Source organism: Rufibacter soli (assembly GCF_054781795.1).
Genome location: NZ_BAAGTS010000002.1, coordinates 2,677,137 through 2,693,666, shown reverse-complemented (window position 1 = coordinate 2,693,666; position 16,530 = coordinate 2,677,137). Strand labels below are relative to the sequence as shown.

The 16,530-nt window shown below is 52.1% G+C and carries 9 protein-coding genes; 4 read left to right on the top strand and 5 right to left on the bottom strand.

Going from position 1 to position 16,530, the window contains the following annotated elements; all coding sequences use genetic code 11:
- The first annotated feature begins 251 nt into the window (after window positions 1–251).
- On the top strand, window positions 252–1,214 hold the full coding sequence (locus tag ACYVJQ_RS13120; RefSeq protein ID WP_460893535.1) for a WD40 repeat domain-containing protein: 963 nt from the start codon (window positions 252–254) through the stop codon (window positions 1,212–1,214).
- Between the two features lie 96 nt (window positions 1,215–1,310).
- Here the strand turns inward: ACYVJQ_RS13120 and ACYVJQ_RS13115 are convergent, their stop codons facing one another.
- The 5 genes from ACYVJQ_RS13115 to ACYVJQ_RS13095 form a co-directional block, all read right to left on the bottom strand.
- Complete coding sequence (locus tag ACYVJQ_RS13115; RefSeq protein WP_460893534.1) at window positions 1,311–2,369, bottom strand: NAD(P)-dependent alcohol dehydrogenase; 1,059 nt, start codon at window positions 2,367–2,369, stop codon at window positions 1,311–1,313.
- A gap of 187 nt (window positions 2,370–2,556) precedes the next feature.
- Entirely contained in the window at window positions 2,557–3,492 is a 936-nt protein-coding gene (locus ACYVJQ_RS13110; protein WP_460893533.1) for a pyridoxal-phosphate dependent enzyme, read from the bottom strand.
- Window positions 3,493–3,719: 227 nt separating this feature from the next.
- Window positions 3,720–5,327 (bottom strand): catalase, encoded by a 1,608-nt coding sequence (locus tag ACYVJQ_RS13105; RefSeq protein WP_460893532.1) that lies wholly within the window; start codon window positions 5,325–5,327, stop codon window positions 3,720–3,722.
- A gap of 371 nt (window positions 5,328–5,698) precedes the next feature.
- Complete coding sequence (locus ACYVJQ_RS13100) at window positions 5,699–8,989, bottom strand: T9SS type A sorting domain-containing protein (RefSeq protein WP_460893531.1); 3,291 nt, start codon at window positions 8,987–8,989, stop codon at window positions 5,699–5,701.
- 333 nt (window positions 8,990–9,322) lie between these two features.
- Complete coding sequence (locus ACYVJQ_RS13095) at window positions 9,323–10,582, bottom strand: exonuclease SbcCD subunit D C-terminal domain-containing protein (protein WP_460893530.1); 1,260 nt, start codon at window positions 10,580–10,582, stop codon at window positions 9,323–9,325.
- Between the two features lie 183 nt (window positions 10,583–10,765).
- On the opposite strand from ACYVJQ_RS13095, the gene ACYVJQ_RS13090 reads away from it, so the two are divergent.
- From ACYVJQ_RS13090 to ACYVJQ_RS13080, 3 genes are all read left to right on the top strand, one after another.
- Window positions 10,766–11,386, top strand: coding sequence for a hypothetical protein (locus tag ACYVJQ_RS13090; protein ID WP_460893529.1), 621 nt, complete (start codon window positions 10,766–10,768; stop codon window positions 11,384–11,386).
- 225 nt (window positions 11,387–11,611) lie between these two features.
- On the top strand, window positions 11,612–13,162 hold the full coding sequence (locus ACYVJQ_RS13085) for an amino acid permease (protein ID WP_460893528.1): 1,551 nt from the start codon (window positions 11,612–11,614) through the stop codon (window positions 13,160–13,162).
- Window positions 13,163–13,430: 268 nt separating this feature from the next.
- Entirely contained in the window at window positions 13,431–16,484 is a 3,054-nt protein-coding gene (locus ACYVJQ_RS13080) for an amidohydrolase family protein (RefSeq protein ID WP_460893527.1), read from the top strand.
- Window positions 16,485–16,530 lie beyond the last annotated feature (46 nt).

Here is a 16,530-nt window from a genome sequence, read left to right as displayed (position 1 = left end):
ATGGAAATGTCACTTTAGATTACTAATTTAAGCAAGGCTGTTTTCCAAAAAAGGTAGGTCTAGGGTGGTAATTTATCTTTGTAAGGCTAGTCCGCTACCTATGGCAGAAGGCGCCTTAAAATTGTGTCAAGTAAAAGTTTTCTGATTGGCGTTTTAAGGCCCGATTTTTGCGATTAGTTATTTTTAGGTATTGCGGAAATAAAATTTATACCACAACTTTGTATAGTTAAAATTTATATCAGATCGGTTATATGGGACAGGCTAGAGGTGTTATTGTATTGGTTTTCTGCACATTACTTTCAAGTTTTGCCATAGCGCAGACTAAGCTGAAAACCACCGCCCTTTTAAAGCACCGGGAAGATCTGATCTTTCAAGGGGCGAACTTCTCTCCAGACGGGAGTAGACTAATCTCAGTAGACAACACAGGTACCCTGTATCTCTGGGACGTGAACAAAACCTATCCGCTTAGTTTTAAATCATTGCATAAAGGCGGTGCCCAGGCCTGCGCGTATTCTAAAGACGGGCGGTACATTATCACGGGTGGTCAGGACAAGACTATTGTAGTAACCAAAGTAATTGGCTTGAGCCCTCTCAAAACCATTACCGGCCTGCCTAGCCCGGTCAAAGAAGTAGCTATGGCCGGTAACCGCCTGGTGGCCCTGCTGATGAACAATGAGATCAGGATCTATAACACAGACACCTGGGAGTTTATCAGTAAGCCTAAATATGCGGCCCGCGAATCAAGAATCCTTTTCAATAACAAAGGGGACCGGTTTTTTGTGTGGTTTGCCAGCCGTATCTATGAGGTTGCTGCCAAAGACGGCGAACTCATTAACATGTTCAACACCAATTACGCCACTCCCACAGACCTGGCCATTAGCGCCGATGACAAACTGCTGGCGGTAGGCTTCAGTCAGGCCGAGGAAATTGTCCGGATTTACAGCCTGCCAGACATGAAACAGGTGAAATCCATTGGCCGGAACGGTGCCGGCGATAAGGCCAGCGGCATGGCCTTCTTCAACCACAGCAATAAGTTACTGTACCAATCCTCTGCGGGCGTGGCCAACTTTAAGGTACTGGACCTGGATACTGATACCAATACTTCGGTGTCAAAAGGAGACGCAACTGCCAGGGCCTTCATTTCGCGGGATGACAAGAATGTGGTGCTGGCACCTAAATTTTCAAAGGCTATCCAGCTTATGTCTTTCCTGTAGTTTTGCGTTTCAGGCCTGTTTTTCTTAAAACGGCCCTAAACCAGAAGAGCCGGCCCAATCAAGGGCCGGCTCTTCTGGTTTATAGGAAGCTGGTTTTTAGGCGCTGGTATCTTCCAGGGTAGCCATGTCAATCACGAACCGGTATTTCACGTCACCGGCCAGCATGCGGTCATAGGCGGTATTGATTTGGGCAATGTTGATCACCTCAATGTCTGACAAGATTTTGTGGTGGGCGCAGAAGTCCAGCATTTCCTGGGTTTCGGCAATGCCACCAATCAGGGAACCTGCAATACGGCGGCGCTTGAAGATAAGGGAGCCGGGGTGCAGGGCCAACGCCTCCGGCGGAACGCCCAACAGGATCATGGTGCCGTCCAGCTTCAACAGGTTCACGTACTCGTCCAGGTTTACCTTGGCAGAGACGGTATTGATGATGAAGTCAAAGGAGTTGCGGGCGGCTTTTAACGCCTCCGGGTCTTTGGTCACCACAAAATTGTGGGCCCCCAGCGCCCTGGCATCGGCTTCCTTGTTGGGCGAGGTACTGAGCACTGTGACATCGGCACCCATGGCGGCGGCTATTTTCACGGCCATGTGGCCTAGTCCGCCCAGACCCACTACGGCTACGCGGTGCCCCTGACCCACGTTCCATTGGCGTAGCGGGGAGTAGGTGGTAATACCGGCGCACAGCAGCGGCGCCACGCGGGCCAGGTCCTGGTCTTCGCGTATTTTCAGGACGAAATCTTCATTGACCACAATCTTGTTGGAGTAGCCGCCAAAAGTAGGGGAGTCCATGCCGGCCTCGGGGCTGTTGTAGGTACCAATATTGCCTACCTCACAGTATTGCTCCAGGCCTTCCTGGCAACTGGGGCAAGTACGGCAGGAATTGACCATACAGCCCACCCCGGCCAGGTCATCTTTTCTGAAGCGGGAGACATGCTCGCCTACGCGAACCACACGGCCCACAATCTCGTGGCCTGGTACCACCGGGTACATCACCCCGGGCCATTCGCCTTTTGCGGTATGTAAGTCTGAGTGGCAAACGCCACAGAACAGAATCTCAATCATAACATCATGCGGCCCTACCTCACGTCTTTCAAAGTTGAAAGGGGCCAAAGGCGAATTAGGGTCAAAAGCGGCGTATCCTTTAGTTGCAATCATAGTTATCTGGTTAATGGGAATGACATCTTAGTAAGAAAGATACGGGAAGATTACATTCAAGATGCCTTCCTCCAACAATGTCTTGTTTTTCTGCAAGTAACCAGCTGTGGCTCAATCGCTGTTCTCAAGGATACTGTCTGGTCCTTTGCCTTTCTCTGTTTTAAGCCTATTTTTTTCAAAAACGGCCCTAAAACGGAAGGTGCTGCACATCTACGTTTCCCCCGGAAAGAAGGATCCCTATTTTCTGGCCGGCGTAGGCCTCTTTTTCCCGCAGCAGGGCGGCCAGAGCCACGGCGCTGGACGGTTCAATAATGATTTTCAGGCGTTCCCACACTAGCTTCATGGCGGCAATAATCTCTGTTTCCTCTACCCTAATGATTTTTTGCACGTGCTTTTGGATGATGGGGAAGTTGATATCACCCAGCTGGGTTCTTAGTCCATCCGCAATGGTTTGGGTTGTGTCATTTGATTCTATCTGGCCGCTTTGCAAAGACCGGTAAGCATCATCAGCACCGAAGGGCTCGCCGCCAATTACCTGGCAGTTATTCCCAGCAAAATGCGCCGCCAAAGCGGTACCGGCAATTAAACCACCTCCGCCTACCGGCGAGAAAATAAAGCGTAGGTCTGGTTGGTCTTCCAGCAGTTCCAGGGCGGCGGTGCCTTGCCCCAGAATCACGTTCAGGTCATTGGAAGGGTGGATGAAGAAAGCCCCCGGCTCGCGCTCTACCTGAGCGGCCACCTCTTCCCGCGCAATGGGGGTAGAGGCGCACTCAATAATCTGGCCGCCATAGCCTCTCACCGCGTCTTTCTTCACCTGCGGCGCATTCTCAGGCATCACAATGTAGGCTTTCACGCCTACGCTCTGTGCCGCCAGCGCCAGGGCCTGGGCAAAGTTGCCGGAAGAATGGGTGACCACGCCTTTGCTTTTCTGTTCCTCTGAAAGCTGCAGCACAGCGTTCATGGCGCCCCGCATTTTAAAGGCCCCCATGCGCTGGAAGTTCTCACACTTAAAATACAGGTCGGCGCCCGCTATATTGTTTAGCAGCCTGGAGGTAAGAACCGGGGTGCGATGAATATAAGGCGCGATTCTGGCGTGGGTCTGGAGCAGGTCTTCTTTTTGCATGGCGTTAATTAGATGGGCTACCCTGCAAAGGAAACAAAAATGCCAAAATCCCAGGCCAGGAGAATTGAAAATAAAAAGGAGGGGCAATACCTGGTGGTTGCCCTTTGGGTTGGGTACCGTATTAGGGCAACCACCAGGGATTGCCCTACAATTCATTAAAGGCAAACACAGTCAATAAAAAAGCCACCTCAAGAGAGGTGGCTTTTCATAGCGAGTTTTAAAACTCCTTAATAAGGATCAGCGGAATGACCTGACTTAAGGGCCTCCTGCACGCCAGCTTCGGGAGAGGTGGCGCCAATGGGGCCTTTGTCATCCTTGGCTTTGGAGGTTTTGGCCAGGCCTTCGGCTACCCGGCGACCATAGTCTTCATCGGCTAGCGTGAAGTGCTCAATCATCTTGTCCTGAATCACTTTATCGGCGGTAGCCAGGGTATTTACCAGGTTATTGATGAGGTCATCGCGCTCCCAATCCTCAAAATTGCGGTAGGTTTCCCCGGCCTGCTTAAAGTCATTGGTCCGGTCTATTTTCTGGCGCACCAGATTGGCCTCATACCGCGGCGTATAGTCCTTGCCCTCCTTCGGCGACTCTTTCAGCCCACCCAAAGAGGAAGGTTCATAGTTGATATGCGGGTTCTGTCCTTTCCCGAAATCAGTGGTATAGGACATTTGACCGCCCCTTTGGTTGGTGTGCACCTGGTTGATAGGGGCGTTGATAGGCAGTTGCAGGTAATTAGCCCCCACCCGGTACCGTTGGGTATCTGAGTAGGAGAAGGTACGGCCCTGCAGCATTTTATCATCGGAGAAGTCCAGGCCGTCTACCAAAACCCCGGTCCCGAAGGCAGACTGCTCCACCTCATTGAAATAATCTACCGGGTTGCGGTTCAGGGTCATTTTACCCACCGGCAGGAACGGGAACTGGTCCATAGGCCACAGCTTGGTGTCATCCAGCGGGTCAAAGTCCAGTTCGGGGTGCTCGTCATCACTCATGATCTGCACGCAGAGCTCCCATTCAGGGAAGTTGCCGTCCCGGATGGCCTCATACAGATCCTGGGTAGCGTGGTTGAAGTTTTTGCCCTGAATGCTTTCAGCTTCTGGTTGGGTCAGGTTTTTAATGCCTTGCAGCGGTTCCCAGTGGTATTTCACCAGTACGGCCTCGCCGTCGGCGTTTACCCATTTATAGGTATTCACGCCGGAGCCCTGCATTTGCCGGTAGTTGGCCGGAATGCCCCATGGCGAGAACAGGAACGTGGCCATGTGGGTAGACTCTGGGGTATTGGCGATGAAGTCAAAGATACGCTCGCCGCTTTGGATGTTGGTGACCGGGTCTGGCTTCTGGGAGTGAATGAGGTCTGGGAACTTCATGGCATCCCGGATGAAGAATATCTTGAGGTTGTTGCCTACCAGGTCCCAGTTTCCGTCTTCGGTGTAGAATTTCACCGCAAAGCCGCGGGGGTCGCGCAGGGTTTCTGGGGAGTGCGTACCGTGGCCTACCGTAGAGAAGCGCACAAACACCGGGGTCTGTTTTCCTTTTTGCTGGAACAGTTTGGCGCGGGTATACTTGGCAATAGGCTCATCACCAACTTTTCCGTAGGCCTCAAACACGCCATGGGCACCGGCACCCCGGGCATGCACCACACGCTCCGGCACGCGCTCACGGTCAAAGTGACTGATCTTTTCAATGAAGTGGTAATTCTCCATAGTGGCCGGACCCCGGTTTCCAACGGTCCTGATGTTCTGGTTGTCGGTTACCGGATGCCCCTGGCGGGTAGTTAGATTAGACGCCTCGCCTTTTCCCTGACCTTTGTGGCCTGGTTTTTCTTGATTGTCGTTCACCATATTTGGTTTGTTTAGAGGATGAAAGAAAGTGTTCCAGATACTCTGTAAAAGTCTTTTTGATCAGAAGAAAAGGGAGGCTGCCAAAAATAGTGCTATGGTTTTCCCTTTTACATCTTATACTCAAAGGTGCCTTCTAAGTTGCTATAGATCAAATTGATTAATACTATGCCATGATAGGCGGTCTCTATGATGATAAAGAGGTTTAAGTTTGGTGTAAGACAGGAAAAGGGCTAGAGAGAAAGCTTAAAAGAAACAACCGTATTTATCAGAAAAGCAGAAAGCCCAGATGATTTTTCATCCGGGCTTTCTGTCCGCTGGCTAATCAGGTGATTCAGGCTATTAATTTGCTGAATCCTGTTAAGTCTAATCTGTTATTCCACCACAACTTTTCTGGTGCTCACGGCAGTACCGTCAGACAGTTTAAGCAGGTACATGCCTTTGGCCAAGCGGTTGGTGGAAAGCTGTAATTGGGCTTTGTTTTGTGATACCGTACCCACTTGGGTCTTTAAAGCCTGCCCAGCCAGTGAATACAGGGCTGCTTCTACCTGCCTGGCCTTAATGCCAGAGAGGTGAATGTGAATGAACCCGCTGGAAGAAGGGTTAGGGAACACCTGTACAGAGGCATATTCCTCCATTTCCTGCAGACCCGCCACCAGACTAATGCGCACAATGCCGCTACCAGTGAAATTAGGCTTATCCCCGTCCTGGATTCTGTCTTTCACCGCAGACCGCAAGGTAAGGTTGGTGGCCGAAGAAGGCTTATAATTATTGAAGGTCATGCCACCCACGATGCCGTCATAGGTCACATTGTTACCGTCTACCTCTTTGCCAGCCATGGCATTGCTCGCGAAGGTGATGAAGTTGAATTTGGCGGTGCTGATTTTAGTGTTGTTCAGCTCGGCCAGAACCGCCTTTTCTCCTTTCAGGTAAATGGCTTCATTATAGTCTGTAGTAATAGGGGCCGGGTGATCCATCACCACTCCGTTGCGCAGAACAACCTCATTGAAGTTCTGGGCCGCGGTGTTGTCTGTGTTAATGCCCTGAATATTCAATGCCACAAACTTAGAATCTCTGATAAGCCCACCGTCTACCACGGCCCGGGTGTCTGCGCCGGCCGAGGCCACTAAGTAAACACCTGCATCATTATTGGTCAGCGTGTTGCCCTTCAGCAGCAAGCGGTCTGGGTTGGTGGCAGATTTAGGAACGGTCCTGATCAGGATGCCGTCCAGGGCCCCGTCTACGGTGTTGTTTTCCACCAGAATGGTGTTGTTGCCTAACAGCTGGAACAAGTCAATGCCGTCTAACTGATTGGTGGTAGGCTTGGTTAAGCCCTCGGCGGTCCAGGTGCTGTAATTGGCCTGTCTAACGGTATTGCTGGCAATCTGGTGCTCCGGTGCCACCGCCCCGCTGAAGCCTCTCACCGCCAGACCCAGGTAATGGACCTCCATCTCATTGGAAACCAAGGTGGCCTTGGTAGTAGGGGCAATTACGCCGCTATACTGCAGCAGGATGCCGGCATTGGAGTTCAAAACCTTGTTATTGGATACCTGCGGAACGTAATTGGTGGTGAGCACGGCAAAGGCTGTTCCGTTATTGATGGCCGTGATATTGGTAAAGTGGTTGTCCTTTACTACTGCCGGCGCACTCTGCAAGGTGGAAGATGACAAAACCACCGCTCTGCTGGCAAAGTTTTGAAACTTGTTTCTAAGGATCTGCAGGTTCCCCTGGCCCTCAGTGGCCGCAATAGCCCAGCTGGCCCTGGCCGAGGCCCCGTTAATCACCCTGGGGGCGGCATCTGAAAGGGCGTTGTTGACGCCGTCAAACTCAATACCTTCAATAGTTACGTTGTTCGCCTCTATGTTTGCCAGGGAGCCAACTACGGTAGACTCAAAATTGGTGGAAGGCGGAATGATCTTGGTGACCGGTAAATTCCAGTTGGCCGGTATAGTGCCTTCGTTGCTTCCTTTTATGACCAGTGATTTGTTGATTTTCAGTCGCTCAGCGAAGGTCCCCGCCCCAATCATAATGGTATCACCAGCGCTGGCTGCCGTAATAGCTGCTGCAATGGTTCCAGAGGCGTTCCCTATGGACGTGCCGTTACCCGTGGCGCCGGTGGCCACATACCAGGTAGAGTTGGCGACAACCGTAATGAGCACCTTGCCGCTTCCTGAAAAGGTAGGCTGATCATTGTCCTGGATTCTTTCTTTCACCGCCTTCCGCAGCGCGGCGCTTTTCACGGCCGAAGGCTTGTAGTTATAAAACGTGAATCCGTTCACGGTCCCGTCATAGGTCACGTTGTTGCCGTCTACCTCTTTGCCGGCCATGGCGTTGTTGTCAAACACAATGAAATTATAGCGCGCAGAGCTGATCTTGGTGTTATTCAGTTCTGACAGGATAGCCTTGGCCCCGGATAAGTAAAGTGCATTGGTGTAGGTTTCAAGGCCGGTAGGTCCATGTTCCAGTACTACCCCGTTTCTTAGGGCCAGGTCGTTTTCAAACGTGCCGGTGCCCATTACCTGCATGCCGGTAACCTTGCCGTCCCGTACAATAGACCCGTCTACCACCACTCTGGAATTGCCTGTGGTGGCGGCATCCATATAAACCCCAAAGTTACTGTTCAATAGGAGGTTCTGCTTTACCAGAATACGGTCTGGGTTAGTGGAGCTTTTCACGTTGTTGAGGAAATAGAGCGCTGAGCGGGCTTCCCGCACGGTGTTTCCCTCAATCCTGATGGCATTGTCTCCCAACAGGTTAGAGAAATCCATGCCGGTAAATTCCAGTGAGGTGGGTTTGGTATACCCCTCCGCCGACCACAAGTCATAGTTGATGCCGGTAATGGTGTTGTTCTGAACCAACAGGGCAGGGGCGATGCCGTTACTGAAGCCCCTAAAAGCCAAGCCAATTACGTGCGTCTCCATCTGGTTATCAGAAACGGTGGCTACTCCTGTAGTATTGGCGCTGCCGCTGAACTGCAGCAGGGGGCCTGCATTTGAGCTGGTGATTCTGTTACCGGTGATGGTAGGGAGGTAATTGGTGGCCAGAATGGAGAAAGCTACCACGTTGTTAACGCCGGTAATGTTTACAAAGGCGTTGTCTTTCACTTCCACCAAAGAATTCTGAATATCAGTGGAGCCAAGGGCTATCCCACGGTTGGTGAGGTTGCGGAACCGGTTATTCCGGAATTTGAAGGTGTTATAGGCGGCCGTAGGCACCACAATGCCCCATCCGGACCGGGAGTTGGCACTATTAATCACCCTGGGGGCCGCATCAGATAAGGAATTATTGACGCCCTCAAACTCCAGCCCGTCTATCACTACCCCATTGGCTTCAATATACACCAGGCTTCCTTCTAAAGCACTGGCAAAATTAGTAGTAGGAGGAAGGAGAGTGGTAGCGGGGTTGCTCCAGTTCCAGGGGGCTACTCCAGCGTTATTGCCTTTCAGTTCAAGCGATTTCGTGATCCTGAGCCGCTCCGCAAAGGTGCCGGGCCCAATGTCAATAATATCACCGCTGCTGGCTGCGGTGATGGCGGCGTTAATAGTACCAAAGGCGGTGGTGGAGGTTGTTCCGTTACCGGTACCCCCAGACCTAACGTACCAGGTGGCCGCAGATACCAAGTGGGAAACCAGCAGGAAGAAGAGCGTGGGTAGAATTTTCCTCATATAAGAAAGAGATAGACGGTTTAGGTAAATGACTGTTTTTTAGGTGTTTTTAAAACCTTAAAATTATAGTTGTGCCCAAGCGGAACCAATACTTAGATGTAAGTAATATGGAAGTGCTATATATAACAGGTTAAATATAAGGCGCGTAGACAACTCTGGTTTTGCCAGGAAGAACAAGGATAAGGGAGAGGAGAAACGGCGGCTAACGAATTAGAATAGAGGGGAAAGCCCTGGCTGTTTTGAGGGTGTTTTCTGAAAAACGGCCTCAAAACAGCCAGGGCTTACTGACTGGGTCTTAATGATGGGGAATAAAGAAAATGGAGTGGTGATTGTTTATGGCTTGCCCAGGGCTTCTTCCTTTACCAGCAAAGATTCTTCCTGTTGCGGCATCAATTCCAACAATTCGTCAAAGGTAGAAAGCAGGTCTTGGAAAGAGTCTTCGGTTAGGGCTTCTTCGCATTTTTTCAGAAACACGTCTTTGGGCTTCAGATCGGCCAGGTCCTGTTCCTGGGGCAGTTGCTGGTCAAGGCTCTGGGAGTCTATGGTCCGTAACGGGCGGTGGATGAGTAACTCCAGGTGAGGTTTCTGCTGAAAGGTTTCCAGCAGGCGCTGGGTATGGTCTTGTAGGTTGTGCTCGTACTGCAGCTGCACCTCGGCCCAGGCCGGTAAGGGTAAATCACCGTTGTCATAGGCAAGCACTTTAGTGGAAACCTGCTCAATGGTGCCCTTGAACCGCACCAGCTTACGGGAGCATGGCACGGCAATTTCCTGTATGTTCACCAGTTGGCCTTCGGCGAAGTCCACTACCACCACTTGTTTCTGGTCTGTGATCTCTGAGAAGCTCAATGGGATTGGGGAGCCGCTGTACCGGATATGTTCTAATTTATGCACTACCTGCGGACGGTGCAGATGGCCCAGGGCCACGTAGTCAAATTCGGTGGGGAACTGGTCCCCGCAGATTTGGCCCAGGTTGCCCACGTGGATTTCCTTCTCGCTGTCTGAGGCGCTTCCGCCCCCGGCGAACAAATGGCCGGTGGCCAAAACGGGCACGCCTTGCTGCTTGAATTCCTGGATTAAGGGCACCAGTTGGGTGTAATGGTCACAGATGCCTTGCTTGAGGCGGGCTTCGCGTTCCTCGCTGGTCTCGCCAGGCACCGAGAGGCGCACGTCTTTGTCTCTGAGGAACGGCACGGCGCAGACCACGGCTTTGGGCTGGTTCTCATCATCGGTGAGGACAATCACCTGGTCCTGGGGGTTAGTGGGGGCGCCGCCCACTACGTGCACATTAAAGTGCCGAAGCAATTCAGCGGGGGCGTTGAGGGTAGACACGGAGTCATGGTTGCCCCCAATGATGACCAGGTCCCGGCAGCAGGTTTCCTTTACCTCGCGCAGAAAATCATAGTACAGTTTAAGGGCGGTGTTGGAGGGGAAGCCGGTGTCAAAGACATCGCCGGCAATGAGGAGCAGGTCAATGTTATGGTCACAGATGGTCTGCCGCAGCCAGCTAAGAAAAGCCCGGTGCTCTTCGGTGCGCTCATAGTTGGCCAAGCGTTGCCCTAAATGCCAGTCTGCTGTGTGTAGTACCCGTATCATGCCGCGTTGTCTCCCTCCAGTTGAATTACTTGCCCGAAGATACGAAAGGGCTTACAATTTCTGGAGGAATTATAGCGGTACTGGGAGAAGCCATAAGACAAGGATATGATGGTGAAAGGGCGATTTTGTGTAGTTGAAATTAAATGTAAATTACTTGGGATAAGGACATATAACTACCCTTCTATGAGAAATCCTTTCTTCATTACGTGTGTTTTAATCTTTATTATGTCATTCTTGTGTCCTGCAGCGCTTGTAGGGCAGGATCTGCCCCGTGAAAGGAGACATGCGCTTGAGGTGAGTTATGGGCTTTTCCCAATCCTGCAAATCAGCAATAGAATGGGCGGTGCAGGGGGGTGGGGATCACCTTGGGGTAGAGAAAGCTTCAGAACTATTGGAGCCGTTAATTTGGGGTATACGCTGGATGTATCTAAACACCTACAATTAGGAGTGACTTGTTCCTACACAAACATCAAGGAAGAGTTTAGTCCAATAGGTTCAGGCTCTGTTTATGAATTCAGGCTGGAGCAAACAAAATCATGGGCCATTATGCCCAAGGTTTCTTGCAAATGGTATGATAAGGAAGATGGCGCGATTTACTCAAGTGTATCAATGGGGGTAGATGTTGGGGTGGAGACTATCAAAGAAAATGCGCGCCTTGATTTGGATGAAAAGAAAAAATTAAACGATTTAGCCTATCAGGTGACATTGTTAGGGGCGAAGGTAGGCAACAAAAAAGGAGTATTTGCTGAACTAGGGTTTGGGTACTCTGGGCTTCTTACTGGAGGCGTTTTTCTGAAATTATAAGGAATCCACAAGTAGCTGGTGCTTCTATCTGGAGGGTCGCCGTTTTAGGCCTGTTTTCTTAAAAATGTGCCAAAAACGGGAAATAGGCGGGCGGAAGTCAGCATCATCAAATTCTCTATTAATAACCTTGCCTGCATGTCATATAGCGAAAAGTATTTATATTAGCCCCTTCAATCCCTTTACAAACGAACTACAAACAAACTTTTTTCTAACTTTTACGCATTTATGGCAAACCAACTTTTCGCTAGGAAGTCAATTGACAAGCTTAGCGCAGACGCCTTTAGTGAGGGGGCGCACAACCTGAAACGAACCTTGGGCCCGGTGAACCTGGTAGCCCTGGGGGTAGGGGCCATCATTGGAACCGGTATTTTCGTGCTCACAGGTAGTGCCGCCGCTCAGTACACGGGCCCAGCAATTGTGTTGGCTTTTATCCTGGCTGGTTTAGGCTGCGCGTTCGCGGGTCTTTGCTACGCCGAGTTCGCATCTATGATTCCCATTGCCGGTTCTGCCTACACCTACGGCTACGCCACCCTGGGTGAGTTTGTGGCCTGGATCATTGGCTGGGACTTAATTCTGGAATACCTTTTTGGGGCGGCCACCGTGGCCGTGGGTTGGTCTGGGTACGTGGTTTCCTTTCTGCGTGACCTGGGCGTGAACGTTCCGCCGGAGTGGAGCAATGCCTCTGGCGTGGAACTGGTACAGTTGCCTAACACCAGTTCCTGGGTGCGGGTAACCGAGCAATTAGCTTCTTCCTTGGCCACCGAAGGAGTGGACATTGCCACCTTGCCGCATGCCACTGGTATCTTCAATTTAGTGGCTGCCGTGGCTATTGCCCTGGTAACCATCTTATTGGTTCGCGGTATGAGCGAGTCTGCCAAATTCAACAACATTGCCGTTATCATAAAAGTGGGTGTGGTGATCCTGTTCATTTTGGCCGGAGCCAACTATCTGTTTGGCCACCAGGAAGAAGCCGTTGCCAACTGGACTCCTTTTCTGCCTGAAAACAAAGGTGGTTTTGGTGAGTATGGCTGGAGCGGGGTAATCAGAGCCGCGGGCGTAATCTTCTTCGCCTACATCGGGTTTGATGCCGTTTCTACTACCGCTCAGGAAGCCAAGAATCCTCAGAAAGACATGCCTATTGGTATCCTGGGGTCTTTGGTGATCTGTACTATCCTGTACATTCTGGTGTCTGGTATCTTGACCGCCATGGTGCACTACAGCCAACTGAACGTGGCTGAGCCAATTGCAGTAGGTATTGAGAAAACCGGCTACACTTTCCTGCGTGACCTGATTAAGATTGGCGCCATTGCCGGTCTATCCTCTGTAATGCTGGTGATGTTGATGTCTCAGCCGCGTATTTTCTACACCATGTCGCATGATGGTTTGCTGCCTCCCATCTTTGGTCGTCTGCACCCTAAATTCAGAACGCCTCACGTAAGCACCATCTTAACCGGTGTTATCTGTGCGGTTGTGGCCGGTGCTTTCTCGGTTGATGAGCTGGGTCACCTGGTGTCTATCGGTACCTTACTGGCCTTTGTGATTGTATGTGCCGGGGTATGGTACCTGCGCGTGAAAGAGCCAAACCGCCCGCGTCCGTTCAAAACACCTCTGGTTCCTTTGGTGCCTATTCTGGGTATTCTGGTGTGTCTTGGTATGATGGCGGGCCTTCCCGCCGAGACCTGGTACCGGTTACTGGGCTGGATGGCCATTGGTATTGTGATCTACTTTACCTACGGTAAGAAACACAGTGTACTTAGAAAAGAGAACAACCTGTAATTAACTCAGGTACATTAATATTGCTGAAGCCCGTTCTACCCAGAACGGGCTTCTTGTTTTTTAGGCCAGTGGCGTTTCAAGCCTGATTTTTGGAAAACAGCCCTAAACCATTCCTTGCCTGGTTTCGGCTTTTCTGGCGTTTTAAGCCCGTTTTTGGGAAAACGGGCTTAAAACGTGATTTGCACACTTGCTGCTTTTTTTAGGAACAAACATTTTGTACTTTTCAAGTCAGAACTATTCCTACAAACAAACCCTTTTCAAAACGCTCATGAAAAAAGTTATCCTCTCCGTGCTGGCAGTGGCGGCCTTGTCGCTGCAGAGCCGGGCACAGGAGACGTACCCGCGCAATGGGGTGTATGATGAAAGGTCCGGGCTGCGGGCCTTCACCAACGCCACCATTTTCGTGGACTACCAAACCAAGCTAGAGAACGCCACGCTGGTCATTAAAGACGGCAAAGTAGTGGCCGTTGGTACCAAGGTTTCTGTGCCCAAGGGCGCCATGGTCACTGACCTTAAAGGCAAGACCGTGTACCCGGGCTTTGTGGACCCTTTCACCAGTTACGGGGTGCCGGCCCCGCCGGCCCGAAGCTTCAGCTTTGGCGGGGTACCGCAGCCAGACTCTAAGAAAGAAGGCGCCTACAACTGGAACCAGGCCATCCGGCCCGAGACCCACGCGGTGGAGCTTTTCAAGGTAGACGCCAAGGCCGCCGAGGAACTTCGCAAACTGGGCTACGGCGCGGTGCTTTCTGTGCACCAGGACGGTATTGCTAGGGGCACAGCCTCGCTGGTGACTCTGGCCAACAAACGCGAGAACCAGGTCATTCTGCTGGACAAAGCCGCCGCCGGCCTGTCTCTGGACAAAGGCTCCTCTACCCAAGAGTATCCGCAGTCCATTATGGGTTCCATTGCCTTGCTGCGACAGACCTACCTGGACGCCAAGTGGAACACCCAGAATCCAGACAAGGAACAGAACATCTCCCTAAAGGCCTTCACCGAGGCCAACCGCCTGCCCCAGATCTTTGAGGTGAGCAACAAGCTCAACGCCGTGCGCGCTGACAAAGTGGGGGATGAGTTTGGATACCAATACATTTTCAAGGGCCAGGGCGACGAGTACCAGATGCTACCCCAGATCAAGGAAACCAAGGCTGCTTACATCCTGAACGTAAACTTCCCGGATGCCTACAGCGTGGAAGACCCCTATGAGGCGCGCCGCCTGGGCATTGAGGACATGAAACACTGGGAAATGGCGCCCGCCAACCCGGCCATGCTGGCCAAGGAAGGCGTGACCATTGCCTTCACCACGGCAGACCTGAAAGACAAGAGCAAATTCCTGCCCAACCTGCGCAAGGCCACCCTGTACGGTTTGCCTGAGCAGGAAGCGCTTAAGGCCCTTACCTACACCCCAGCCAAGCTCCTCAAAGCCGAAAAATACGTGGGTAGCCTGCGCGAAGGCATGCAAGCCAACTTTGTGATCGCCTCTGGTAACCTGTTTGCCCCTACCACTATCCTTCTGGAAAACTGGGTACAAGGCCAGGGTTTCAAAACCAGCGAGACACCGGCAGATTTCAGAGGGGTATACACCCTAAAAGTGGGTTCCCAACCTGAGCGCCGTATGCTCATCAGCGGTTCCCCAGAAAAGCCTGAACTGAAGGTGGTGACCGCAGATACCGTGAAAGGCTCGCTTTCTTTCACCGGGGAAATGCTCACCATGGCCTTTGCCCCCACCAAGTCTGGCAAGGAAAGCATCCGGCTCAGCGGCTGGTACACTGGTAAAGGCTTCCAGGGCGAGGCCCAGTTGCCCGATGCCCAAAGCGTGAAGTGGACGGCTGTGCTATCTGAGGCCGCTACCCAGCAAGCAAGACGTGACTCCGCCCGTTCCCGCTCTAATGAGGCTTTGAACCTGGGCAAGGTATCCTATCCGTTCGCGGCCTTTGGAAGAACCGAATTGCCCAAAGGCGAGACCGTGCTTATCAAGAACGCCACCGTCTGGACCAATGAGAAAGAAGGTAAGCTGGAGAACGCAGACGTGCTGCTCAAAAACGGCAAAATCGCCCAGGTGGGCAAGAACTTGTCGGCCAACGGGGCCCGCGTGATTGACGGTACCGGTAAGCACGTCACCCCTGGTATCATTGACGAACACTCGCACATTGCCCTGGACGGCGTGAACGAGGGCAGCCAGGCCGTAACCTCAGAAGTGCGCATGTCTGACGTGGTGAACCACGAACAGGTGAACATCTACCGCCAATTGGCCGGGGGCGTGACTACCTCGCAATTGCTGCACGGTTCGGCCAACCCAATTGGGGGCCAGAGCGCCATCATCAAGCTACGTTGGGGCCAGGCCCCCGAGAAGCTGATGCTGGAAGGCGCGGATCAGTACATCAAGTTCGCCCTGGGCGAGAACGTGAAGCAGTCTAACCGCTCGCCGCAGTACAATGTGCGCTTCCCGCAGACCCGCATGGGCGTGGAGCAGGTGATGGTAGACGCCTTCCAGCGTGCCAAGGAGTATGAGAAAAGCTGGGCAGCCTACAACAAGCTCTCCAAATCAGCGCAAGCCAAGACCCCGGCCCCGCGCCGCGATCTGGAACTGGACGCCCTGGTAGAGATCCTCAATGACAAGCGCTTTATCACCTGCCACTCTTACGTGCAGTCTGAGATCAACATGCTCATGAAAGTGGCCGACCAGATGGGCTTCAAGGTGAATACCTTCACCCACATTCTGGAGGGCTACAAAGTGGCTGACAAAATGAAGGAGCGCAACATTGGCGCCTCTACCTTCTCAGACTGGTGGGCTTACAAAATGGAGGTAAAAGACGCCATCCCGTACAACGCCGCCATCATGCATAACGTGGGCATTACCACGGCCATCAACTCAGATGACGCCGAAATGGCCCGTCGCCTCAACCAGGAAGCCGCTAAAACCATCAAGTATGGCGGCGTGTCTGAAGAAGACGCCCTGAAAATGGTAACCCTGAACCCGGCCAAATTGCTGCACTTAGACAACCGCATTGGTAGCCTCAAGGCCGGCAAAGACGCTGACGTGGTGATCTGGAACGAGCACCCGCTCTCCATCTACGCCCGCCCAGAGAAAACTTTTGTAGACGGCATCGCCTACTTTGACCTGGAGCAGGACAAGCAATTGCAGCTGGAGCAGGAGAAGGAGCGCCTGCGCCTCATTAATAAGATGATGGCCGCCAAGGCCCGCGGGGAGAAAACCCAGGCTGCCCCGGTTTCACGCCGTGGCGCCCAGGTGCTGCACTGCGAGGACCTGGACAACGGCACCCAGGAGCAGTTACAGGAATCTGAGTATCATCACCAAAAATAAGGAGACCGCCCCATGTTAAAAATTAAGAAAACAGCGGTATCCTTTA